The organism is Rhizobium sp. KNZ14-9A (assembly GCF_056755015.1).
Genome location: NZ_JBPGXB010000004.1, coordinates 1,339,149 through 1,359,542, shown reverse-complemented (window position 1 = coordinate 1,359,542; position 20,394 = coordinate 1,339,149). Strand labels below are relative to the sequence as shown.

23 protein-coding genes and 1 pseudogene are annotated in these 20,394 nt (G+C 61.0%); 15 read left to right on the top strand and 9 right to left on the bottom strand.

Annotated elements, in window-relative coordinates; translation table 11 throughout:
• The first annotated feature begins 127 nt into the window (after nucleotides 1-127).
• Together ACR9ZQ_RS36635 and ACR9ZQ_RS36630 are read left to right on the top strand one after the other, a co-directional pair.
• Complete coding sequence (locus tag ACR9ZQ_RS36635) at nucleotides 128-1,222, top strand: glycosyltransferase family 4 protein (protein WP_481430246.1); 1,095 nt, start codon at nucleotides 128-130, stop codon at nucleotides 1,220-1,222.
• Nucleotides 1,212-1,979 carry a polysaccharide deacetylase family protein gene (locus ACR9ZQ_RS36630; RefSeq protein ID WP_481430245.1) on the top strand — a complete coding sequence of 256 codons (768 nt, stop codon included), beginning with the start codon at nucleotides 1,212-1,214 and terminating at the stop codon, nucleotides 1,977-1,979. Before ACR9ZQ_RS36635 ends, ACR9ZQ_RS36630 begins: the two co-directional genes overlap by 11 nt.
• On the opposite strand, the gene ACR9ZQ_RS36625 is transcribed toward ACR9ZQ_RS36630, so the two are convergent.
• Nucleotides 1,961-2,791: an MBL fold metallo-hydrolase gene (locus ACR9ZQ_RS36625; RefSeq protein ID WP_481430244.1), complete on the bottom strand. Its 831-nt coding sequence runs from the start codon at nucleotides 2,789-2,791 to the stop codon at nucleotides 1,961-1,963. The two genes, ACR9ZQ_RS36630 and ACR9ZQ_RS36625, sit on opposite strands and share 19 nt — an antisense overlap.
• 509 nt (nucleotides 2,792-3,300) lie before the next feature.
• On the opposite strand from ACR9ZQ_RS36625, the gene ACR9ZQ_RS36620 reads away from it, so the two are divergent.
• The 4 genes from ACR9ZQ_RS36620 (at nucleotide 3,301) to ACR9ZQ_RS36605 (ending at nucleotide 7,357) form a co-directional block, all read left to right on the top strand.
• On the top strand, nucleotides 3,301-4,416 hold the full coding sequence (locus ACR9ZQ_RS36620) for an ABC transporter ATP-binding protein (protein ID WP_481430243.1): 1,116 nt from the start codon (nucleotides 3,301-3,303) through the stop codon (nucleotides 4,414-4,416).
• Complete coding sequence (locus ACR9ZQ_RS36615) at nucleotides 4,409-5,368, top strand: ABC transporter substrate-binding protein (protein WP_481430242.1); 960 nt, start codon at nucleotides 4,409-4,411, stop codon at nucleotides 5,366-5,368. The genes ACR9ZQ_RS36620 and ACR9ZQ_RS36615 overlap by 8 nt, the downstream gene beginning before the upstream one ends.
• A gap of 10 nt (nucleotides 5,369-5,378) precedes the next feature.
• Nucleotides 5,379-7,058 carry an ABC transporter permease gene (locus tag ACR9ZQ_RS36610; protein WP_481430241.1) on the top strand — a complete coding sequence of 560 codons (1,680 nt, stop codon included), beginning with the start codon at nucleotides 5,379-5,381 and terminating at the stop codon, nucleotides 7,056-7,058.
• 83 nt (nucleotides 7,059-7,141) lie between these two features.
• Nucleotides 7,142-7,357, top strand: a complete 216-nt coding sequence (locus tag ACR9ZQ_RS36605; protein ID WP_481430240.1) for a hypothetical protein — start codon at nucleotides 7,142-7,144, stop codon at nucleotides 7,355-7,357.
• 2 nt (nucleotides 7,358-7,359) lie between these two features.
• Here ACR9ZQ_RS36605 and ACR9ZQ_RS36600 read toward each other — a convergent pair whose 3' ends face one another.
• The 6 genes from ACR9ZQ_RS36600 to pcaD all read right to left on the bottom strand — a co-directional run bounded on the left by ACR9ZQ_RS36600 (nucleotide 7,360) and on the right by pcaD (nucleotide 11,928).
• Nucleotides 7,360-8,127 (bottom strand): SDR family oxidoreductase, encoded by a 768-nt coding sequence (locus ACR9ZQ_RS36600; protein ID WP_481430239.1) that lies wholly within the window; start codon nucleotides 8,125-8,127, stop codon nucleotides 7,360-7,362.
• 62 nt (nucleotides 8,128-8,189) lie between these two features.
• Nucleotides 8,190-9,236 carry a 3-carboxy-cis,cis-muconate cycloisomerase gene (locus tag ACR9ZQ_RS36595; RefSeq protein ID WP_481430238.1) on the bottom strand — a complete coding sequence of 349 codons (1,047 nt, stop codon included), beginning with the start codon at nucleotides 9,234-9,236 and terminating at the stop codon, nucleotides 8,190-8,192.
• A 120-nt stretch (nucleotides 9,237-9,356) separates the two neighbouring features.
• The gene (pcaG, locus tag ACR9ZQ_RS36590; RefSeq protein ID WP_310382442.1) at nucleotides 9,357-9,968 is read right to left on the bottom strand and encodes a protocatechuate 3,4-dioxygenase subunit alpha; all 612 of its coding nucleotides are present in this window, start codon (nucleotides 9,966-9,968) and stop codon (nucleotides 9,357-9,359) included.
• A 1-nt stretch (nucleotide 9,969) separates the two neighbouring features.
• Nucleotides 9,970-10,719: a protocatechuate 3,4-dioxygenase subunit beta gene (gene pcaH, locus ACR9ZQ_RS36585; RefSeq protein WP_481430237.1), complete on the bottom strand. Its 750-nt coding sequence runs from the start codon at nucleotides 10,717-10,719 to the stop codon at nucleotides 9,970-9,972.
• A 10-nt stretch (nucleotides 10,720-10,729) separates the two neighbouring features.
• On the bottom strand, nucleotides 10,730-11,128 hold the full coding sequence (gene pcaC / locus ACR9ZQ_RS36580) for a 4-carboxymuconolactone decarboxylase (RefSeq protein WP_113323682.1): 399 nt from the start codon (nucleotides 11,126-11,128) through the stop codon (nucleotides 10,730-10,732).
• Nucleotides 11,125-11,928, bottom strand: coding sequence for a 3-oxoadipate enol-lactonase (pcaD, locus tag ACR9ZQ_RS36575; protein ID WP_481430236.1), 804 nt, complete (start codon nucleotides 11,926-11,928; stop codon nucleotides 11,125-11,127). The genes pcaC and pcaD overlap by 4 nt, the downstream gene beginning before the upstream one ends.
• 93 nt (nucleotides 11,929-12,021) lie before the next feature.
• On the opposite strand from pcaD, the gene pcaQ reads away from it, so the two are divergent.
• The 7 genes and pseudogenes from pcaQ to ACR9ZQ_RS36540 all read left to right on the top strand — a co-directional run bounded on the left by pcaQ (nucleotide 12,022) and on the right by ACR9ZQ_RS36540 (nucleotide 17,009).
• Nucleotides 12,022-12,960 carry a pca operon transcription factor PcaQ gene (gene pcaQ / locus ACR9ZQ_RS36570; protein WP_481430235.1) on the top strand — a complete coding sequence of 313 codons (939 nt, stop codon included), beginning with the start codon at nucleotides 12,022-12,024 and terminating at the stop codon, nucleotides 12,958-12,960.
• Nucleotides 12,961-13,018: 58 nt separating this feature from the next.
• Nucleotides 13,019-13,498 (top strand): annotated as a pseudogene (locus ACR9ZQ_RS36565) (NAD(P)-dependent oxidoreductase); the annotation flags it as partial.
• Nucleotides 13,484-13,921: an NAD-binding protein gene (locus tag ACR9ZQ_RS36560; RefSeq protein ID WP_481430987.1), complete on the top strand. Its 438-nt coding sequence runs from the start codon at nucleotides 13,484-13,486 to the stop codon at nucleotides 13,919-13,921. The pseudogene ACR9ZQ_RS36565 and the gene ACR9ZQ_RS36560, both read left to right, overlap by 15 nt.
• Nucleotides 13,922-14,002: 81 nt before the next feature.
• Nucleotides 14,003-14,680, top strand: coding sequence for a response regulator transcription factor (locus ACR9ZQ_RS36555; protein ID WP_481430234.1), 678 nt, complete (start codon nucleotides 14,003-14,005; stop codon nucleotides 14,678-14,680).
• Nucleotides 14,677-16,047 carry a sensor histidine kinase gene (locus ACR9ZQ_RS36550; RefSeq protein WP_481430233.1) on the top strand — a complete coding sequence of 457 codons (1,371 nt, stop codon included), beginning with the start codon at nucleotides 14,677-14,679 and terminating at the stop codon, nucleotides 16,045-16,047. The genes ACR9ZQ_RS36555 and ACR9ZQ_RS36550 overlap by 4 nt, the downstream gene beginning before the upstream one ends.
• Before the next feature lie 70 nt (nucleotides 16,048-16,117).
• Entirely contained in the window at nucleotides 16,118-16,702 is a 585-nt protein-coding gene (locus tag ACR9ZQ_RS36545; RefSeq protein ID WP_481430232.1) for a class I SAM-dependent methyltransferase, read from the top strand.
• A 136-nt stretch (nucleotides 16,703-16,838) separates the two neighbouring features.
• Nucleotides 16,839-17,009 carry a hypothetical protein gene (locus ACR9ZQ_RS36540; RefSeq protein WP_481430231.1) on the top strand — a complete coding sequence of 57 codons (171 nt, stop codon included), beginning with the start codon at nucleotides 16,839-16,841 and terminating at the stop codon, nucleotides 17,007-17,009.
• 18 nt (nucleotides 17,010-17,027) lie between these two features.
• Here ACR9ZQ_RS36540 and ACR9ZQ_RS36535 read toward each other — a convergent pair whose 3' ends face one another.
• Nucleotides 17,028-17,783: an IclR family transcriptional regulator gene (locus ACR9ZQ_RS36535; RefSeq protein WP_481430230.1), complete on the bottom strand. Its 756-nt coding sequence runs from the start codon at nucleotides 17,781-17,783 to the stop codon at nucleotides 17,028-17,030.
• A 113-nt stretch (nucleotides 17,784-17,896) separates the two neighbouring features.
• Nucleotides 17,897-18,808 carry an acetamidase/formamidase family protein gene (locus ACR9ZQ_RS36530; protein ID WP_481430229.1) on the bottom strand — a complete coding sequence of 304 codons (912 nt, stop codon included), beginning with the start codon at nucleotides 18,806-18,808 and terminating at the stop codon, nucleotides 17,897-17,899.
• A 231-nt stretch (nucleotides 18,809-19,039) separates the two neighbouring features.
• Between ACR9ZQ_RS36530 and ACR9ZQ_RS36525 the strand changes: the two genes are divergently transcribed.
• Together ACR9ZQ_RS36525 and ACR9ZQ_RS36520 are read left to right on the top strand one after the other, a co-directional pair.
• The gene (locus ACR9ZQ_RS36525; RefSeq protein WP_310382724.1) at nucleotides 19,040-19,453 is read left to right on the top strand and encodes a YbaN family protein; all 414 of its coding nucleotides are present in this window, start codon (nucleotides 19,040-19,042) and stop codon (nucleotides 19,451-19,453) included.
• On the top strand, nucleotides 19,437-19,808 hold the full coding sequence (locus ACR9ZQ_RS36520) for a hypothetical protein (RefSeq protein ID WP_481430228.1): 372 nt from the start codon (nucleotides 19,437-19,439) through the stop codon (nucleotides 19,806-19,808). Before ACR9ZQ_RS36525 ends, ACR9ZQ_RS36520 begins: the two co-directional genes overlap by 17 nt.
• The last annotated feature ends 586 nt before the right edge of the window (nucleotides 19,809-20,394 follow it).

Sequence of the window (20,394 nt, the reverse complement as noted above, 5' to 3'; positions counted from 1 at the left end):
GTCTCGTCTAATCACGATCGCTTCGGTATGCCTGTCTGTATCGTTCAAGGATAGTGACAATAGCGGAAATTTTCGCCTACGGCGCGAGCGCCGATTGGAAACACACTGTCATACGCGGAGTGTCGCGATGCGGATTGCCTTCTACGCGCCGATGAAGTCGCCGCACCATCCGGTGCCCTCAGGCGACCGGTTGATGGCGCGGCTGCTGATCCGGGCGCTGGAAATGGCCGGGCATTCGGTCGAGATCGTGTCCGAGTTCCGCATCCATGCCGGCACGCCGGAAGCGGCGGCCGAAGCGCTGGCGAGGGCCGAAGAGGAGCTTGAGCGGCTTCGGCGCAAATGGCGGGAGGAGCCGAAGCCGGAGCTCTGGTTCTGCTATCATCCCTATTACAAGTCCCCCGATCTCTTCGGACCGGCGATCGCGGCGGAATTCACAATTCCCTACGTTACGGCGGAAGCCTCCTATTCGCGCAAGCGCGACGGGATGGGGTGGGCCTTGTTCCAGAAACCGGTGGGCGAGGCGATCCGCCATGCGGCGGTCAATATCGCCTTTACCGAACGCGACCGGAAAGGATTGGAAGATGTCTTTCCCGAAGCGCGTATTGCCGGAGTAAAGCCTTTCGTTGACACAGCGCTCTTCGAGGCGGTAACGCCTGCTCCCGATCCGCAACGCTTGGTGAGCGTGGCAATGATGCGGGCCGGTGACAAGATGGAGAGCTACAAGACGCTCGCTGCGGCACTGCGCATGATCGAGGATCGGCCCTGGACGCTCGGCATCATTGGCGACGGTCCGCTGAGGGCTGAGGTGGAGGCGCTTTTTGCGGGCTTTGCGCCCGGTCGTATCGACTGGCTCGGTCAGAGGGAGCCGGAAGAGATAGCCGACCAGCTTTCGAAGAGCGGCATCTATGTGTGGCCGGGCTGCGGCGAAGCCTATGGACTTGCCTATCTCGAAGCGCAGGCGGCGGGCCTTCCTGTCGTGGCGCAGGCGACTGCCGGGGTGCCTGCCGTGGTAGAAGCCGATATGACAGGACTATTGACGCCGGATGGCGACATAGAAACCTATGCGCGGGCCATTGCCGGACTGCTGGATGACCAAGAGCGCCGTGACGTTATGGCATCCGCCGCCCGCCGCTTCGTCCTCGACGAGCGTTCGCTTGCCGGCGCGTCACATGAACTGGATTTGATCCTACGCAATCATGCAGGAGCAGCACATGATCGATAGCACCATCCGCGAGCCGTTGTATCAGGAGCTGGAGCGCTGGCGCGACGCTGGCCGCGTGGCGCGGCTCTGGCTGCGGGATGACGATGCAATCGAGCCGACGGCGGCGCTGGAGCGACTGCTCGCCGAGACGAAAAACTATGGCATCCCCGTCACGCTTGCGGTCATTCCGGCCTCTACCGGCGCACCGCTCGCTCAGCGGCTTGCGGATGAGGCGCGTGTCAGCGTGGCGGTTCACGGCTGGGCGCATTACAATCATGCCGGGCCTGACGACAAGAAGCAGGAACTCGGCGGGTCACGTCTGGAAGAAACCATTCTGCGCGAGCTCCATGAAGGCTTCCTGAAGCTGAAGGGTCTTTACCCGAAACGCTTTCTGTCGATGCTGGTTCCGCCCTGGAACCGGATCGACAAGGGTCTCATTCCCAAGCTGCCGGCGCTCGGCTTCGAATCCCTTTCCACCTACGGACGCGTCAAGGGCGAAAGCCCGCTCGCCATCGTCAACTCCCATCTCGACCTGATGGACTGGCACGGCGCCCGCGGCGGCCGGCCGATGGCAGACCTGATCGGCGAGCTGGTCGCGGAGCTGCAGGACAGGTTCGAGGGTAGCCGCGAGCCGATCGGCGTGCTCGGGCATCATCTGGTGCATGACGCGGCCGCCTGGGATTTCCTTGCCGAACTCTTCGAGGCGACTGCGGGCCATCCCGCAGTGGAATGGGTTTCAGCAGGCACGCTGGTGCAGGATCAGATGTCGACGACCTGATTGTCTCTGGCTGCGAAGGCGCCGGCAAAGGCGGCCCGCGCCTCGCTTTCCATGACGGCAAGCTGTCCATCGGTGCGCGAGGGCGCATGATGGAACAAGGCGAAGCGCTTTGCGCCTGCCATCTTCGCAAGTTCAGTACCGTGCTGCCATGTGGAGTGGCCAAAGCCCTTGAAGCGCTGCATCTCGTCTTCGTTATAGGTGCAGTCGTAGACGACGAGATCTGCGTCCTTCATCATTTCGAGCGCCACCGGATCATGCGTGCCCGGAATGTGCTCGATGTCGTAGATCAGCGCCACGATGCGGCCCTTCCAGTGGATGCGATAACCGATCGCTCCGCCCGGATGGTTCAGCATGTAGGTCTGCATTTCTACGCCTTCGTGCGGGGTCAGCGTCTGGCCCGCATGGAAATCGCGGAAGTTCATCGTTGCCTGACAGATATCGGTCTTTACCGGAAACCAGGGCGGGCTGATGAACTGCTCGACCATCTCGCGCGTGCTCATCTTGCCGTCCAGGTGGCCGGACCAGATGTTGACGTTGATCGACGGGTAGTAGATCGCTTTGAAAAAGGGCAGGCCGATGATGTGGTCGTAATGGCAGTGACTGAAGAAGAGGTCGACATCGCGGACTTCATCCGCAAGAAGCGAAAGGCCAGCCTCGCGCAGTCCCGAGCCCGCGTCGAAGATCATCCGGTGCTCGCCGCAGCGAATTTCTATACAGGAGGTGTTGCCTCCATATCGGTCGAATTCCGGGCCTGACACGGGAATGCTTCCTCGAACGCCCCAAAATTTTACCTGAAACAGATCGTTACTCATTTTCCTTCAAACCAGCTTTCCCGCTTCGTCATCGTAGTCACCATCGATCCCGATGCGAAGCTGCAGAATTCCACGGGTTTGCCTATATCCCCTCGCACTCTTCTAACGGCTAGCCGAAGAAGAAGTAGATTTTCCTAAGCAATCGGCTTTTGGCTCAGAATGCAAGCCGGTATGGTTCGTTTTCTGTAAACGTTCCGGCGTATGCGAGGTCGCGACATTTCCCGCGGCATCATGCATCTTAAATGGTTGCGCGCGACCGAAAATGCAAATCCTCTGCTTTTGGAGGTGTTGAAGCCGCCGAACGGCCTGAAAAATGCGTCGAATGTGGACAGTGGCAAAGCGCGCCGGCGGGAAGGCTGCGTGTCTTAGTCGTGGACCCCGGCACGAGACGCCAACGTCCGCTTCTGCAGAAGATATTGTCACAAAACTGAAATAGATCTGTCGCATAGCTGTCATCCGGGGTGCCTAAATGTCGCCATACTTTCTTTAAAGCGACATTTGGTCTGCCCATGAACGCCCCCTCAATTCGATCGTCCTCTGCCGTTGCCGCGGCGGGTCTGGAATTGAGTTACGGGCCGACGCAGATCCTCAAAGGCATTGATTTTTCTCTGGAAAAAGGTAAGACGCTGGCATTGCTCGGCCCTTCGGGCTGCGGCAAAACCACGCTTTTAAGGCTGGTTGCAGGCCTGCTTGCGCCGACCAAGGGGACTGTTTCGATTGCCGGCACCATCGTTGCCGATGGTGCGACCGGCGCCTTCGTTCCCCCGGAGAGGCGCGGGCTCGGCATGGTCTTCCAGGACTATGCGCTCTGGCCGCATCTGACGGTCGGCGGCAATGTCTCCTTTCCGCTTGAAATGCGCGGCGTCGGCAAGGCGGAGCGCCAGACCCGGACAATGCGCGCCCTTGGGCGCGTCGGCCTTTCGGCCTATGCCGACCGGCGGCCGAGCGATCTCTCCGGTGGCCAGCAGCAGCGCGTGGCGATTGCGCGCGCCATCGTCGCCGAGCCGCAGCTTATCCTTTTCGACGAACCGCTTTCCAACCTCGACCGCGAATTGCGGGAAAACATGGTGGGCGAACTCGCCGAGCTCATTTCCACACTCAGCCTGACGGCGATCTATGTGACGCACGACCATAGTGAAGCGCTGACGCTCGCCGACGAGGTTGCGGTCATGCGTGCTGGTCTGATCGAGCAGCTTGCCTCGCCGGATGACCTGATCGAGCGGCCGGCGACACCCGAGGTTGCCGACTTCCTGCGGCTTGGCTGTCTTGCCGATATCGAGCGGCGCGGACGTGCCTGGTACTTCAAGGACAGCGACATCATGCTGACCGAAGCCGAAGGAGTTGCCGGCGGCGGCGCCCGCGTGCTGATCCCGGTCGCCTCTATTTCAGCTGGCGAAGTCTCTGCCGAACGCCTTGCAGCCACCGTGCTGCGTTCGCAGTTCCGCGGCGATGGGCATCTGGCAAGCGTTTCGCTCTCCGGTCTGCCCGACCTGGAATTGCAGGTTCTGAGCCGCGCCAAGCTGCGTGCCGGCGAGACGATCGGCCTTTCGATCGACGCAACGCAAATCCGTTGGTTTCAGCAGAAAATACACCAATCCATAGAGGAGAAACTGGAACATGTTTAAGTCATTGAAGAGCATCACTTTTGGCGTCGTCGCCGCCGCCCTCGTGGCCGGTGTCGCCCATGCCGACATCACCGTTTATACAGCCGGCCCGCAGAGCCTCATCGACAAGCTGTCGGCCGGCTTTACCAAGCAGACCGGCGTCAAGGTCAATGTTTTCCAGGCAACGACCGGCAAGGTCATGGCCCGTATCGAAGCCGAAGCCGCAAATCCCGTTGTCGACGTCGTCATCTCGGCTTCCTGGGATACGGCCAACGACTTTGCCAAGCGCGGCTGGCTCGTCAACTATTCGAGCCCGAACGCTGCCAAGGTTCCGGGTTTCCTGAAGTCCGAAGGCGCCGTTGCACAGGGCATCTCGGCTCTCGGCATCGTCTGGAACTCCAAGAGCGGCACGCCGAAGCCGGCCGAATGGGCTGACCTGACGAAGCCGGAATACAAAGACCTCGTCAATATTCCGGATCCGGCACAGTCCGGTTCATCCTTCGAACTGACCGCTGCTCTCGGCGGCCAGGACGACTGGAAGCTCTTCAAGGCTCTGCGGGCAAACGGCGCCATCATCGCCGGTGCAAATGCTGACGCCCTGAACCCGGTTCTGCAGGGTGCCAAGGCCGTCGTATTCGGCGCTGTCGACTACATTGCTCTCGCCGCACAGAAGAAGGGCGAGAATATCGAAGTCGTGTTCCCGCAGTCCGGTACGGTTATCGCGCCGCGCCCGGCCATGATCATGAACTGGTCCAAGAACCAGGACGACGCCAAGAAGTTCATCGACTACATGCTTTCTGACGAAGGTCAGGCGCTTGTTGCCGGCGAAATGCTGATGCCCGCGCGCACCGACGTCGCCGCCAGCCGTCCGCTGATTAGCGACCTGACGCTCCTGAAGTACGACACGGCTGCTGTTTACGGCAAGCGCAAGGAAACGCTGAAGTCCTTCGCCGATCTCTACGGCGCCAAGTAAGGTCTAGCATATGAGAGGAAACGGCATCGGCGGCACGGCTCCGGCCGCCTGGCTGGCAACAGCGGGCCTCGTTCTCGTGGTCGCCGTTCCCTTCATCGCGGTGGTGCTGCAAGGCATCTTCCCCGAACTCGGACAGGGCTCGTTCGCGAGCCCTTTCTCCTCCCTCTATGCGACACTCGCCGATAGTTCGCTGATCCGCATGGGCCGCAATTCCATCCTGCTCGGCGCTTGCGTGGTGTTCGCTTCGGCGCTCGTTGCCGTACCGCTCGGCGTCTTCCGTGCGCTCTACAGAATTCCCTTCGCGCCTCTCTGGGACGTGCTGCTGCTCGTGCCCTTCATGATCCCGCCCTATATCGCCACACTCGGCTGGATCATGACGCTGCAGCCGCGCGGATATCTGCAGCAGCTCGCCGGTTTCAATTTGGCGCCCTTCCTGTTTTCAATCTTCGGCATGACGCTTGTCATGGCCTTCAACACCTTCCCGGTCGTCTATTTCGCGGTGTCGCGCACGGTCGAGGCCGTCGGCGCGCGTTATGCCGATGTCGGTCGTGTCTTCGGCGCCTCGCCAGCGCGCGCCTTCTGGCGCATCACGCTGCCGCTCTCGGCCCCCGGTTTGACGGCAAGCCTCATGCTGGTCTTTGCCGCGGCGATTGAGGAATATGGCACGCCTGCAGCGCTCGGTCGCCGCGCCGGTTTCCAGGTGCTTGTCACCGGCATCGACCTGCGTGTCACCGACTGGCCGATCGATCTGCCGGGTGCAGCTATCCTGTCGCTGGTGCTGGTGGCCATGTCGCTCGTCACCTTCCTCTTGCAGCGCTGGATTCTGGCGCGCCGCTCTTACCAGACGGTCGGCGGCAAACCGACGGCAAAGGACAAGCGTCCGCTTGGCACGCTGAAGGTGCCGGTCATGATCGCATTCAGCGTCGTGGCGTCTCTCGCGACCGGCGTGCCGCTGCTAGCGATCCTTGCGACGGCGCTGGCGCGCACGATCTCTGGCGGTCTCGCCTTCGACAATGTCAGCCTCGACAATTTCATGGCGGTCTTCGGTAATAGCGCTGGCGCCGTCACGGCCCTGATCAACAGCTTCTCCCTCGGCATCGGCACGGCGCTGATAACAGGCCTGATCGGCGTGACTGCTGCCTACACAGTGGTAAAGACCAGGATGTCCGGCCGGACGGCGATCGATGTCATGACCATTCTGCCGAATGCGCTGCCGGGCATCGTCGTGGCCGTCGGCCTCATCCTCGCTTGGAACATGCCGGGCCTGCCTATCACGCCCTACAACACCGCATTCATCTTGCTGCTTGCCTATTGCTGCATTCTACTGCCACAACCGGTGCGCTACACGACGGCAGCATTCCAGCAAATCGGCGACAATCTCGAAGCTGCAGCCCGCGTCTGCGGCGCAAACGGCGTGACTGCCTTCCGCCGTATCCTCCTGCCGCTCGTCTTTCCGAGCCTTGCCTCTTCGATGCTGCTGGTCTTTGCGCTGGCCTCGCGTGAACTCGTTGCCTCGGTCGTCGTCGCACCCGTCGGCATGCAAACGATCGCGACCTTCATCTGGCGTCAGTTCGAACAGGGTTCGATCGGCCTCGGCATGGCCATGGCCTTCATCGCCATCTGCATTACGACACTATTGCCGTTGATCCTGATGGGACTGATGCGCCGCGGCAATCTGGTTGCGGATTAGGACCCATCTGAAGGCAGTTTAACTGGCGCTTGTGTCCCGCGCCGATCGCTGAGACAATTCGGTGGTGGCTTTGGGAGTACGGCATGACGACACTCGCGGAAATTCTCATCGGCCTTGGCGCCGGCGCCATTCTGATCACGTCGGCAATCACCATTTCGTTGTCCGGGAATAGAGTCTGGCCGAAAATATTCCCTGCGGCAGGCCATCCCGCTCACGACAGCTCAGCCAATATCGGTAACAGCTACGAGAGTTACGATGGATTTCACCATAGCGACAGTGGCGGTTATGGCGGCCATTAGCCTCAAAGCGAGGCGGTAATCCCGCCGTCCACCATCAGCATGTGACCATTGACGAAGGACGATGCGTCCGACGCAAGGAAGACAGCCGCACCCACCAGTTCTTTGACATCCCCCCAACGGCCGGCCGGCGTGCGGGCCTCAAGCCATGCGGAAAATTTCGGATCATCGACAAGCGCTTGGTTGAGCGGTGTCTTGAAATAGCCGGGTGCAATGGCATTGACCTGCAATCCGTGTTTTGCCCAGTCCGTCGCCATGCCACGGGTGAGATTGCGCACAGCGCCCTTGGTCGCCGTGTAGGGCGCGATATTTGGGCGGGCAAGTTCAGCCTGTACCGAGGCGATGTTGATGATCTTGCCGCGGCCGCGGCCGATCATCGCCCGAGCGACCGGCTGGCTGACATAGAAGATGCTGGAAACGTTGGTGCGGAAAAGTTCGTCCCACTTTTCGACAGGGAAGTCCTCCAGCGGCGTGCGAAACTGCATGCCGGCATTGTTGACGAGAATATCGATCTGGCCGATTTCCGCTTCGATATAGTCGATCGCCGAACGGCAGGCCTCGGCATCGGTTACATCGAAGGCAGCGCTGACGGCATGGCCTTTGTTTTCACGGATCGCTTTGGCTGCCGCTTCCGCTTTCTGGGCATTGCGACCATTGATGATGACTGACGCCCCGTGCTCGGCAAGCCCGAGCGCCAGCGCATGGCCGATGCCTTGGCTAGAGCCTGTCACGAGCGCGCGGCGGCCAGAAAGATCGAAGAGGGGAAAGGTCACGGGATCACTCCTGAAATCACCATCCCTGCATAGCCGGTTTTACCGCTGCTGCGCAAAGGCGATCAGTCTATCCCTAGACGTTTGATATTCCCTGTCAGTTCCTTTGCCAGCCGCAATGACGCGGCAGTCGCCATGACCATCTGCGGCAGCACCAGCCATTCGAGCGTCCAGGCGGCGCCCGATCGCTCCTGTTCGTGGACGAGCGAGTGGTGGATTGCCGAAAGCTGGGTGGCGTTGAAGCGGGCAAGCGCGACCAATGTTTCGGCGGCAACAGGATTCTGCTTATGAGCCATCGCCGAAGAAGTGCCGCCGCCCGCAAGATCGATCTCGCCTCCGGCTTCGGCGAGCAGCGCCACGTCCTGCCCGAATTTGCCAAGGCTGCCCGAGATCAATGAGTAGAGGTTGGCGAGATTGGCAAGGCGGCTCCGCCGGCTCTGCCATTGCGGCTCGTCGGTCAGCCCTAGTTCCAGCGCCAGCGAGGCGCGCACGGCGGATGCCTCGGCTCCGAGTTTTTCGAGCGTGCCGGCAGCACCGCCGAACTGAACGGGGAAGGTCTGCTCCGTCAGCCGGTCTCGATAGGTCTCCAACGGCAGCCGCCAGGCGCCTATGCGATCGGCAGCGGTGATAGGGATCGCGGCCTGCATGCGCGTATGGCCCATCAGGCGGTTGTTGCCAAGTTGGCGCTCGAGTGCGGCAAGTCCCGTGACCACCAAATGCAAGCGTGCGCCAAAGAGGAAGCTCACAGATTTCAGCCGCAGCATGAGGCTGGTGTCGATGACATCCTGGCTGGTCGCCCCAAAATGGACGTGCTTCGCAACCTCTTCCCCTACTGCCTCCCGAAGCTGCCGAACCAAATCGGGAATAACGACGCCATCCCGGGCGGTTGCGGCGTTCAGGCTTTTCATGTCGGGGGTGAAACCTGCACAGGTCTCGCCGATCGCCCGAGCGGCCTCAGCCGGAATGACGCCGTGTGTGGCCTCGGCACGAGCAAGCGCTGCCTCGAAAGACAGCATTGCCCGGATATCCGCCTCGGCGGAAAAATACGAGGCTATTTCACTGTCGCCGAGCAGGCCGGAGAGGAAGGGATGATCGAAAGGTGAAGTGGTCATTCGGAGTCTCGTTTCATAACCGCCCGTCTGGCCTGTCGCGCCATCAAGCTCAAGGACCAGTTAGGGCAGCACGACGCTACTTGCCCGGCACATTGTGGACAAGTAGCGTCTGCGTGCGGGTCAGATGTCGAGAAACACCGTTTCCTTCGGCCCCTGAAGATGGATGTCGAAGGTCAGGTTCGCACCGTCGCGGGTGGCGATCAGCGTGGGCACACGATCACGGTGCTCGATGCGCGCCAGGATCGGATCGGCGGCGTTGGCTTCCTGCTCTTCCGGGAAATACATCCGTGTGTGCAGGCCGATATTGATGCCGCGGGCAACGATCCAGAAGGTGATGTGCGGCGCCATCTTGCGCCCGTCCTTGAACGGCACTTTGCCGGGCTTGATGGTCTCAAAGCTGTAGACACCGTCTTCTGCGCGGGTGGGGCAGCGGCCCCAGCCGGTGAAGTTCGGATCGGCTGTGCCGCGCATTTCCGAGGGACTGTTATAGAGGCCGGCACTGTCGGCCTGCCAGATCTCAATCACAGCGTCGCGCACCAGCGCGCCGGCGCCGTCGAAGATGCGGCCACTGATGGTGATGCGTTCGCCGAGCGTCTTGTCGTTGACCATCTGAATACCGAGGTCGGTATCATAGACGCCGGTGATGTCGCAGAAATTCGGCGTCAGGCCGATATGCACATAGGGGCCGGCGGTCTGGGATGGGGTTTCCTTGAGGTAGCCGAGTTCCTGCATGTCAGTTCCCCTCCGGCTTGTTTTCGAACATGGTCGAGCGTCGGCCGCGCAGCACGATATCGAACTTATAGGCGCGGCTGTCCATCGGGATCGTATTGCCCCAGTCGAGCGGCGCGATAAGCTGCTCGATCGCCGCCTTGTCCGGGATCGTGCCGACGATCGGACATTTCCAGATCATCGGATCGCCCTCAAAATACATCTGCGTGATCAGGCGCTGCGAGAAACCGTGGCCGAAGAGCGAGAAGTGGATATGGGCCGGGCGCCAGTCGTTGACGCCGTTCGGCCAGGGATAGGCGCCGGGCCGCACGGTGCGGAAGAAATAGCGGCCTTCCTCATCGGTGATGAAGCGGCCACAGCCGCCGAAATTCGGGTCGATGGCGGCAAGATAGGTTTCCTTCTTGTGGCGGTAGCGGCCGCCGGCATTGGCCTGCCAGAATTCCACGAGAACGCCAGCCTGCGGCCGGCCGCGCTCGTCGAGCACCCGGCCGTGCACGATGATGCGTTCGCCGATGGCGCTCTCGCCGGGCCGGGCGAAATTATGGATCAAGTCGTTATCCATCTCGCCAATCATTGAATGGCCGAAGACCGGGCCGGTGATTTCCGAGATCGTTCCATCGAGCGATAGCAGCGCGCGCTGGGGCGAGCGCAGGAGCGAGGTCTTGTAGCCTGGCGCATATGCCGGCGGGTGCCAAGCGCGGTCACGGGCGAAAAAGGCCCCGGTTTCTGGCTTGCGGTTCGGTAAGTCGGACATTCTCTCCCCCTCAGGCCGCCTTGCCGGCGTCCATCTGCTCGAAAACCTGCTTTGCGATCTTGATCGCATGATTGGCCGCCGGCACACCGGCATAGATTGCCACATGCAGCAGCGCTTCGCGAATATCCTCCCGAGAGGCGCCGGTATTGGCGGTGGCGCGCACATGCATCGCCACCTCGTCATCCTGGCCGAGTGCGGCAAGCAGCGCGATTGTTATCATCGAGCGCTCGCGCTTCGTCAGTTCAGGCCGGGACCAGACATGACCCCAGGCGGCCTCGGTGATCAGCTCCTGGAACGGCCTGTCGAATTCAGTTGAGGCCGCCTGCGCGCGGTCAACATGAGGATCGCCGAGAACGGAGCGGCGGGTTACCATGCCCTGGTGATAGCGTTCGGACGCTGTGTCGCTCATGGGCTCTTTTCTCCAACGGATGAGAGGAAGGCGCGGATGATCGCCGTCAGCGCTTCCGGCTGCTCGACGGGCGGAATATGGGCGCAGTCCTTGATGACTTCATAGCGCGCGTCAGGGATCAGTTTTGCCGTTGAGAGTACCAGATCCGGCGGCGTCGAGCCGTCCTGATCACCGACTACGCAGATGGTCGGCACTTTGATCTTGCGCGCGGCTTCGGTGAAATCGGCGTCGCGGATCGCCGCGCAGGTGGCGACATAACCTTCCACCGGCTGGCGGATCAGCATGTTGCGGTAGCCGGTATAGGCGATGTTTTCCGGTCGGCGGAAGGCTGGTGTGAACCAGCGCTCCATCACCATGTCGACAATGCTGGAAATACCGTTCTTCTCGACTGCGGCGATGCGGTTGTTCCAGCTTTCGACCGTGCCAATCTTGTGGGCTGTGTCGCAGAGAATCAGCGCCTTCACCAGATCCGAACGGCGCTGGTAGAGCGATTGGGCGATAAGGCCCCCGACCGAGAGACCACAGATGACCGCATCCTTGACCGAGAGAAGGTCGAGAAGGCCGGCAAGGTCGGTGGCATGATCCTCCATGGCATAGGGCACCTGGCCGACATCGGAGAGGCCGTGGCCGCGCATGTCATAGAGGATGATGGCAAAGTCGCCGGCAAGACGGACGATCACGTCGCGCCAGATTCGGAAATCGGTGCCGAGCGAATTGGCAAAGACGATAACCGGCCTGTCAGCCGGAGCCCCGATGAGCTGGTAGTGGATCGTTACATCGTTGATACTGGCAAACTGCACTTTAAATCTCCTCCATACCCAATTTGGTGAGTTGATCCGGTTAAGTAAAATGATATTTTCCGGCTTTCCAATAACTCATGGGTTATGAAAACAATGATCGATAGCCGCATCAAGTTTCGCCATCTGCAGGCCTTTGTCGAGGTGGCGCGGCAGAAAAGCGTGATGAAGGCGGCCGAGCTTTTGCATGTCAGCCAGCCGGCGGTAACCAAGACGATCCGTGAGCTGGAACAGGCGCTCGGTGTCGGCGTCTTCGAGCGCGATGGGCGCGGCATCCGGATCACGCGCTACGGCGAGGTCTTCCTGCGCCATGCGGGTGCTGCGCTGACGGCGCTGCGGCAGGGGCTTGATTCCGTCTCGCAGGAGCAGTTCGGCGACGCTCCGCCGATCCGTATCGGCGCGCTGCCAACGGTCTCGACGCGCGTCATGCCACGGGCGATGGACCTGTTTCTGAAGGAAAATACCTGGAGCCGGGTGAAGATCGTCACCGGCGACAATGCCGTGCTTCTGGAGCAACTGCGCATCGGCGATCTCGACCTCGTCGTCGGGCGTCTGGCGGGAGCGGAAAGGATGGCCGGCTTTTCCTTCGAGCATCTCTATTCCGAACAGGTCGTCTTTGCCGTGCGCGCCGGCCATCCGCTGCTTGCCTCCGGCAAATCGCTCTTCGCTGAGCTCGGCCTCTATACGCTTCTGATGCCGACCCGCGGTTCGATTATCCGGCCGGTGGTTGAGAATTTTCTGATCGCCAATGGCGTCGCCAGTCTGCCAAGCCAGATCGAAACGGTTTCCGATGCCTTTGGCCGCGCTTTCGTACGCGACAGCGACGCGATCTGGATCATTTCCAATGGTGTAGTCGCACGCGATATTACCGATGGCGTACTTGCCGCCCTGCCGATCGATACCGGCGAGACGAAGGGTCCGGTCGGGCTGACGGTACGCACGGATTCCATTCCTTCGCTGCCGCTGTCGATCCTCACGCAGACGATCCGCGAGGCGGCGCTGGAAGTTTCTGGTCAGACCGCATCTGCGCACTAACCTTCAAGACAGCCGCCACCTTTGTTCGTAGACTTGTCGCTCTTGGCTATCCAAGGAGGCGGCAGCAATGAAAACAGGCTTCATCGGTCTCGGCGTGATGGGCACGCCGATGGCGCTCAATCTCGCGCGGGCAGGCACCGACCTCATCGTCTGGAACCGTTCGCCGGAAAGTGTGGAAAGGTTGCGGGCGGCAGGCGCTGAAGTGGCTGCCAATGTGGATGCGGTGTTCGGCAAGGCCGGAACCGTAATCCTGATGCTCGCGACAGAGGCGGTGATTGACACGGTTCTCGGGCGTGGCACGCCTGACTTTGCCGCACGTGTCGCGGGGCATGTCATCATCCATATGGGAACGACGGCGCCGGCCTATTCGAAAGCGCTTGAAGCGGATATCCGTGTGGCTGGCGGTCGCTATGTCGAGGCGCCCGTTTCGGGCTCGCGCCGGCCGGCAGAAGAGGGCCAGCTTGTGGCCATGCTCGCCGGAGAGGCTGGTGTGGTCGATGAGGTCCGTCCGCTGCTGGCGCCCATGTGTCGGGAGACGGTCGTCTGTGGCGCGGTGCCGAATGCGCTGTTGATGAAGCTCGCCGTCAACATCTTTCTCATCACGTCGGTGACGGGCTTGGCGGAAGCGGCCCATTTTGCCGGCAGGCAGGGGCTGGACATGGGGATTTTCAGGGCCGTCGTCGATGCCGGCCAGATGGCGAGCGGCATATCGCGGATCAAGAGCGGCAAGCTGGTGGAGCGGGATTTCTCCGTGCAGGCAGCGATCACTGACGTGTTGAAGAACAACAGGCTGGTGGCCGAAGCGGCGCGGCAGGCGGGCGTCGCCTCGCCGCTGCTCGATGCCTGCCATGCGCTTTATGCCGAAACCGAAAACCTGGGTTTCGGGCGCGAGGATATGGCGGCCGTCATCCACGCCCTTGAAGCGCGAACCGAGGCAATCAGCCTGCCCTTCGGGGATTGACGCCACACCGCTCTGGCATTTGGCGTCATGCTGACGCAATCTTGCCTGTGCAGAGAGCAGCTTTTGAAGTTGGACGGTTAAATGCGCGTCTTGCTGGCGGAAGATGAACCGGAAATGGCCGCCGTGCTCGTTGCGGCGCTCCGCAACAACAATATCATCACGGATCACGTTTCGACCATCGAGGCGGCCGAGGAGGCCGTGCGGCTGAACAGCTATGATGTCCTGCTGCTTGACCGCAGCCTGCCTGACGGCGACGGGCTGGAGCTGATCGCCGACGCGCGCCGTATCCAGCCGGCTGTCCCGGTTATCATGCTGACGGCGCGCGGCGATCTGAAGGACCGGATAGAAGGCCTCGATCTCGGTGCCGACGACTATCTCGCTAAACCCTTTGCGGTCGAGGAGCTGATGGCGCGTTTGCGGGCGATTTTGCGCCGTCCGGGTAATATCGAGATCGAAAGCCTGTGCCTCGGCCGGCTGCATTTCGACCTGCGCAACCGCGAGGCGCGTGTCGGCGAGATGGCGCTTGAACTGCCTCGCCGCGAATTGCTGGTGCTGGAAGCGCTGATGCGCCGGGCCGGCCGCACAGTTGAGCGCTCCAGCCTCGAGGAAGCGGTTTACGGCATGGACGACGAGATCCAGTCCAATGCCCTCGACGCGCATGTCTCGCGCGTGCGCCGCAAGCTCGATGCGGCGTGCGCCGGGGTCGAGATCCATACGATCCGTGGCGTCGGTTACCTGATCCGGCAGGCCCGGCCATGAAGAAGATGAAGTTCTATTCGCTGAAATGGAGGCTGATCCGCCGGCTGGTGGCGCTGCAGGCAGCGACCCTGGTGCTGATTGCGATCGCCTTTGCCTTCGTCTTCTGGATTTCGGGCATGAGTGGCATCTTCGCACCCGATGAACATGCAATTGATGCGGTCACGGAATCGATTGCCTGGAACGCCGACGGTTCGATGCGTATCACCAACACCGACGATCTGGGTTATCAGCGCGACAAGGCGGCCGACTTCTGGTTTCTGGTGCGCGATCAGCAGGGCCGCATGGTCAGCGAAGGCAATGTGCCGGCGCAATATCTCGCCATCGCCGCGTCGGGTACCGATATCGCCGAAGCCCGTTTCAATGGGGACGAAGACAATCCCGCGACGATTGCCGCACGCCTGCAGAAAATAAAGACGGATCACGGCGATCTGCTCGTCATCGTCGGCCGACAGGGCAGCCTCTCGGCCGGCAAACTTCTGGTCGTCTTCATGGCAATCGCGTCAGGTATCGTGCTGCCGGTCATTTTGCTGACGGGCCTGATCACACTGGCGGTCACACCCTTCGTGGCGCGCGGTATCCACCGCGGATTGAACGAGGTGGCCCAGGCAGCACAAGGCATCGACGGGACGACACGCGGCTACCGCCTGCCGCTCGAAAACGTGCCGGAAGAAGTCGCGCCGCTGGTGATCGCCATGAACGAGACGCTGCAGCGTCTCGACGACGATCACAACAAGCAGCGTCGCTTCATGCTGGCCGCCGCTCATGAACTGCGCACGCCGATTGCCATCCTCCAGAACCGATTGGAAACCATGCCGCCGACCGAGGCGACCAACCGGCTCCTGGAGGATGTCGCACGCCTTTCGACGCTCGCCCAGCAGCTGCTCGACCTGCAGCGGCTCAATCAGGAGCCGGTGCCAGATTGCTCCATCGACCTTGCGACCATCGCGCGGCGGCAGGCCGCCGAGCTTGCACCGCTGATCATTGCCGCTGGCTATCAGGCGAATTTCGAGTTGCGTTCGATGCCGGAGCGCATCCTCGGCGATGAGACGGCGCTGGAACGGGCGATTGCCAATCTGGTGCAGAACGCCATCCAGCATGGCGGCAGGAGCGGTACGATTACCATCGCCGTCGAACGCCCCGCACAAATTTCCGTCAGCGATGAAGGCCCTGGTATCGCGCCTGAGGACCGGGAGCGGATCTTCGAGCCCTTCCAGCGTGCGAACGGTCGCAGCCAGGGCATCGGGCTTGGCCTCCATCTCGTGCGAGAGATCGTCAAGCTGCACCACGGGCGCGTATGGGTGTCGAATGCGGAGGGTGGTGGGGCAAGCTTCAACATGAGCTTCGAGCCGACGGTCCAGACCGCGTGAATCTTTCGGATGGCGCGGGTGCACGTCATGCTCGCATCATTGAAAGGGGAATACCGTAAGCGGACAATCGATGCTGGAGACCCGCATGCAACAGCCGCCGCTGGCCGCCTTCTTTAGTGCGCTTCTCGCCGAGCCCAGGAAAATCGGCGCGATCGTGCCCTCGGGAGGGCGGCTGGCACGGCTGATGACCAGCGAAATTGAACCTTCCGCAGGCAAGGTGCTGGAGCTTGGTCCCGGCACAGGGGTTTTCACGGAGGCGCTTCTGAAACGCGGCCTGCCGGCGCGAGACCTCACGCTGGTAGAACTCGAAACCCGCTTCATCGCTCCGCTGCAACAACGGTTTCCTGACGTAACGATACTCCAGCGCGATGCGCGCGAGCTTGCCGTCTGCAAGGCGGAGCTTGGAGTGCAGGCGGCAATCGTCAGCGGATTGCCCTTTCGCAATATGCCCCCGGAAATCATCCGCGCCATTGTCGGCGGCAGCTTTGGCCTGCTGGAACGTGGCGGCGCCTTTTACCAGTTCACCTACGGCCATGCCTGCTCTGTACCTCCAGACGTGCTCGATGACTTCGGGCTGCGGGCAGAGAGGCTCGGCCGGGTGCGCTTAAATATCCCGCCCGCCAGTGTTTTCCGTATCTCGCGCCGGCCGGAGTGACGCTCCGCCTTCGGTTCGATGGCCGGGTCGCTTTGCTGGAACTATCTGGCGCGCCTCTCCGGGCCTTCGGTCGCTGTCGGCATGGCTGGGGCACTTCACGGTAGCGCGCAGAGCTTCGGGCTGGTACGCGGAAAGCATGACGTGCATGGCGCTGGTGCAGCTCGGGCCGGCCGCACGGGTCTATTTGGGCCTTGCTTCGTCGATGGTCTCGATCGATGCCATCCGTTTTGCGGTTGCCACATTCATCGGCTGCCTCATCTGGAACGGCGCGCTGATTTCGGCCGGCTGGATGGTCCTGCATTTCTAAAGCGTTGCGCGACACGCGTTAGCGCAGGACGGTGCGCAGCGTGGTCTGGGTTTCCTTCAGCAGCGGCAGGTAGCGCGCGACCATCTCAGCCGCCGGCACATGGGCGGCCGGCGCGCCGATATTGATGGCGGCGACCGTCTGGCCGCGATCGTTCTCAACGGGCACGGCGATGGAGCAGAGGCCGAGTTCCAGCTCCTGATCGATCAGGGCATAACCCTCTGCGCGGACCTTCCGGAACTCGGCCATCAATTCCCCAGGATCGGTCTTCGTGTTCGGGGTGTTCGCTTTCAGCTCGCTCCTGGAAAGCACAGCCCGGGCTTCGACCTCCGGTAGTGCTGCAAGCAAGACACGACCCATCGAAGCACAATAGGCGGGAAGGCGGCTGCCGGGCGTGAGGTTGATCGACATGACACGGCGCTGCGAGGCGCGGGCGACATAGACGATCTCAGTGCCGTCGAGCACTGATGCGGATGCGCTCTGGCCGGCTTTCTCGGAGAGTGCGTCGAGGTGCGGCTGGATGAGCACCGGCAGCGGGGTCGCCTCCAGATAGGCATGCCCAAGCCGCAGGATCTTCGGCGTCAGGGTGAAGAACTTGCCGTCGTAATCGGCGTAACCCAGCTCGGCGAGCGTCAGCAGCGAGCGACGCACGGTGGCGCGGTCGAGGCCGGTGAGTTTCGCCGCGTCGGTGATTGATAGCCGACGATGCATTTCGCCGAAAGCTTCGATCACCTTGAGACCGCGGGCGAAGCCGCTGACGAAATCACTTTCCCGCATGGATTTGTCTGGTTTCCTCGTGATGGGTCAGAAGCTAAGGCTTGCCGGATCTTGGCCGGATCGACGATGATACGAGCTTTCGATCCCTGGCTGCCTTCGCCGGTGGCGATCGGTCAGCGCGCTGGAAGCCATTTCTTCGCAACCCGGCAGCCAACCGTATATGCGGGGTCGAAGACGTTGCCTATGTCGTAACGGATCACCTGCCCGAGCAGATGGCTGGCCGCCACCGTGGTCAGGCCGTAGTCTATAACAAGCAGGTTCAACATTTCGGTCGTCGCATGCTGCAGAGCCTGGTCGAGCGGTCTCGCATTGCCGATGGTGATGACGTCATCAGCAGTTTCAGCCCTCGGCCAGGACATTGGCCTTCCCTTTTCAACCGTCAGCCGGACAGTGACTTCGAACGTCGTCTCAACACCGGTGCCAACGATTTCGCCGTCACCCTGGACCGCATGGCAGTCGCCAAGAAAGAACAATGCGCCGGGCGCGAAGACGGGGAACCAGATCGCTGCACCTGGACCGAGCACGCGATAATCCATATTTCCGCCATACGCACCGCTCGTCGCCGTTGAGATCGCCTGGCCAAAGCTCGGCGCCACGCCGAAACATCCGATCATCGGTGACAATGGCAGGACCAGATTTTCGATGCCGGCAACCGGCTCCTTCAGTTTCACAGTCATCGCTTGCCGGTCGATATCCCACAGCGTCTTCTCAGATCTTGGAAGGTCGCGAACGGCCTCGGGATCAATGACATTTGCCGCCAACACGCTGCGCGTGAACCCAGTGTCCCTCGTGGGGTTCATGTCCAGGATTTCGACCTTGAGGGCATCTCCGGGTTCGGCATCCTCGACGAAGACCGGCCCGTTCATGGGATTTGGACCGTGTGCCTGCCGGACGTCATTCTCGTCATAACCCCAAGCGTCAAGTGTGCGGGTTACGACTGTGTCGCCGCTCGCGATCTTCAAAGCCGGAGGCATGGTTCCAATAACGTTGTAAAAGGCAGTTGCGACGAAATGGTGGGTCGTCATTCTATGTGTTCCGCTCGGGTGTTGGGAGTGGGCGCGCAGGGTGATGTCCTGGTTCGACGAACTTACGCGTCTGTTGGGCAACCGTCGACGTGAAATATTCGGGCTTCCATGGGTGTGTGGTGAAATATGGCGCCGAGACTCCAAGATGTGAGGCAGCAGGAGATTTTGATCTTTTCGTTGCAGGCCATCGTGAGGCTGACGATCCGATGAGGAGTGCGTGAATTGAGTTCTATGCCTGACCCGCCGCGCAGTTCGTTCCAACGGGCGGTCTACATTTGCCTTGGTCTGCTGATGGTCGGTCTTGGAATTATCGGTGCCATCCTTCCGCTCATGCCGACGACAATCTTCCTGATCCTGGCTGCGTGGTTTTTCAGCCGGTCATCCCCACGCCTGGAGGCCTATCTGATGCGCAGTCGATTTGGCGGCTCGCTGCGCGACTGGCGTGAAAATGGCGCGATTTCCAGGAAATCCAAGATTTTAGCCTTGATGGGGATGTTGGCCGGATATGCGATATTCTTCGTTACTTCGAAGCCATCGATTTCTATTGCGATCATCGTCGGTGCATTGATCCTGACTTGTGCCGCCTATGTCGCTTCGCGGCCAAGTTCCACCCGACGCTGCGAGCCGGATGAAAGCGGCGGCTAATCTACGTTTAGGACAAGAGGCACTTTACAACGAACATAAACTCAAATTATACGGCGCGCTCGCTATTGCTCCCATACCCCAACATTCCCATCTGAGCGCCATGCCAAAAACTCATAAGCACAAGTTCCTGCGGGAACAATACCGACGCATGCTTGCGTCTGACCACCATATCGATCCACGCTGGCGCGACAGTTTCGACGCGTTCCTGACGGATATTGATCATCTGGCGCCGAACACCGGAAGCCGTCGAATTATTGGTCGCAGGAACCTCAAGCTCGGTTTCGTACCCGGAAATGTCGAATGGCATTGGGAGAGCACGACACTGCCGGCATCGCGGGAAAACAGAGGACGCTAGGCCTGACGCACGACACGGCCGAAAGCAATCCCGCCAAATCGAGCCTTCGCGCAGCTTTGGCCGTGTCTTATCCCTTTTTGAGCGTTTTCTCTTCTGCCGGTCTTGCCTCGGCCGGCCTACCAACAATCTGACGTCATTGAGAACCGGATGGCCGCCTATCCATGGAGGCGGAGCGGCTTTTGCACGAGCCCGGTAGGTCGCGTGTGATCCTGCTCTTTTGTTATGTCTCTGAAGGCCTTTTTTTAACGCCTTTTTTGCGGTCGACGTCATCAGATTTGTCCATCTTGTGCCGTTAGATTTGTCTACAGAAATTCTGCAGTGATTTCAATTGCATATAGGCGCCGGCCATCGGTGGGTTTGAAACGCGGGATCGACGGTTGTCGGCGTCGAAATTTCGGGTCTGCACGTGGAGCTTTGGGCAAGTCCAACAGGTTTCGTCGCAGGATCCTAAGCTGACTGACGGTACTCCCAACGCGGCTCGTCGCATGACTGGAGATGCGCGATGTTTTCCTTTTTCAGCAAAGCGAGACCGCGAGAAACCGCCCACAAGCTCTTGGCCCCGAGTGCTGATCTCAATTGAGCGTAG

Excerpts from the sequence above, each read along its gene's own strand:
- ACR9ZQ_RS36635 (WP_481430246.1), top strand. The coding sequence starts at position 128 with ATGCGGATTGCCTTCTACGCGCCGATGAAGTCGCCGCACCATCCGGTG.
- ACR9ZQ_RS36605 (WP_481430240.1), top strand. The coding sequence starts at position 7,142 with ATGACGACACTCGCGGAAATTCTCATCGGCCTTGGCGCCGGCGCCATT.
- ACR9ZQ_RS36545 (WP_481430232.1), top strand. The coding sequence starts at position 16,118 with ATGCTGGAGACCCGCATGCAACAGCCGCCGCTGGCCGCCTTCTTTAGT.
- ACR9ZQ_RS36625 (WP_481430244.1), bottom strand. The coding sequence starts at position 2,791 with ATGAGTAACGATCTGTTTCAGGTAAAATTTTGGGGCGTTCGAGGAAGC.
- ACR9ZQ_RS36615 (WP_481430242.1), top strand. The coding sequence starts at position 4,409 with ATGTTTAAGTCATTGAAGAGCATCACTTTTGGCGTCGTCGCCGCCGCC.
- pcaG (WP_310382442.1), bottom strand. The coding sequence starts at position 9,968 with ATGCAGGAACTCGGCTACCTCAAGGAAACCCCATCCCAGACCGCCGGC.
- ACR9ZQ_RS36595 (WP_481430238.1), bottom strand. The coding sequence starts at position 9,236 with ATGACCACTTCACCTTTCGATCATCCCTTCCTCTCCGGCCTGCTCGGC.
- ACR9ZQ_RS36525 (WP_310382724.1), top strand. The coding sequence starts at position 19,040 with ATGCCTGACCCGCCGCGCAGTTCGTTCCAACGGGCGGTCTACATTTGC.
- ACR9ZQ_RS36540 (WP_481430231.1), top strand. The coding sequence starts at position 16,839 with ATGACGTGCATGGCGCTGGTGCAGCTCGGGCCGGCCGCACGGGTCTAT.
- ACR9ZQ_RS36630 (WP_481430245.1), top strand. The coding sequence starts at position 1,212 with ATGATCGATAGCACCATCCGCGAGCCGTTGTATCAGGAGCTGGAGCGC.
- pcaQ (WP_481430235.1), top strand. The coding sequence starts at position 12,022 with ATGATCGATAGCCGCATCAAGTTTCGCCATCTGCAGGCCTTTGTCGAG.
- ACR9ZQ_RS36535 (WP_481430230.1), bottom strand. The coding sequence starts at position 17,783 with ATGCGGGAAAGTGATTTCGTCAGCGGCTTCGCCCGCGGTCTCAAGGTG.
- ACR9ZQ_RS36620 (WP_481430243.1), top strand. The coding sequence starts at position 3,301 with ATGAACGCCCCCTCAATTCGATCGTCCTCTGCCGTTGCCGCGGCGGGT.
- ACR9ZQ_RS36560 (WP_481430987.1), top strand. The coding sequence starts at position 13,484 with ATGTGTCGGGAGACGGTCGTCTGTGGCGCGGTGCCGAATGCGCTGTTG.
- ACR9ZQ_RS36550 (WP_481430233.1), top strand. The coding sequence starts at position 14,677 with ATGAAGAAGATGAAGTTCTATTCGCTGAAATGGAGGCTGATCCGCCGG.
- ACR9ZQ_RS36610 (WP_481430241.1), top strand. The coding sequence starts at position 5,379 with ATGAGAGGAAACGGCATCGGCGGCACGGCTCCGGCCGCCTGGCTGGCA.
- ACR9ZQ_RS36555 (WP_481430234.1), top strand. The coding sequence starts at position 14,003 with ATGCGCGTCTTGCTGGCGGAAGATGAACCGGAAATGGCCGCCGTGCTC.
- pcaC (WP_113323682.1), bottom strand. The coding sequence starts at position 11,128 with ATGAGCGACACAGCGTCCGAACGCTATCACCAGGGCATGGTAACCCGC.
- pcaH (WP_481430237.1), bottom strand. The coding sequence starts at position 10,719 with ATGTCCGACTTACCGAACCGCAAGCCAGAAACCGGGGCCTTTTTCGCC.
- ACR9ZQ_RS36520 (WP_481430228.1), top strand. The coding sequence starts at position 19,437 with ATGAAAGCGGCGGCTAATCTACGTTTAGGACAAGAGGCACTTTACAAC.
- ACR9ZQ_RS36530 (WP_481430229.1), bottom strand. The coding sequence starts at position 18,808 with ATGACGACCCACCATTTCGTCGCAACTGCCTTTTACAACGTTATTGGA.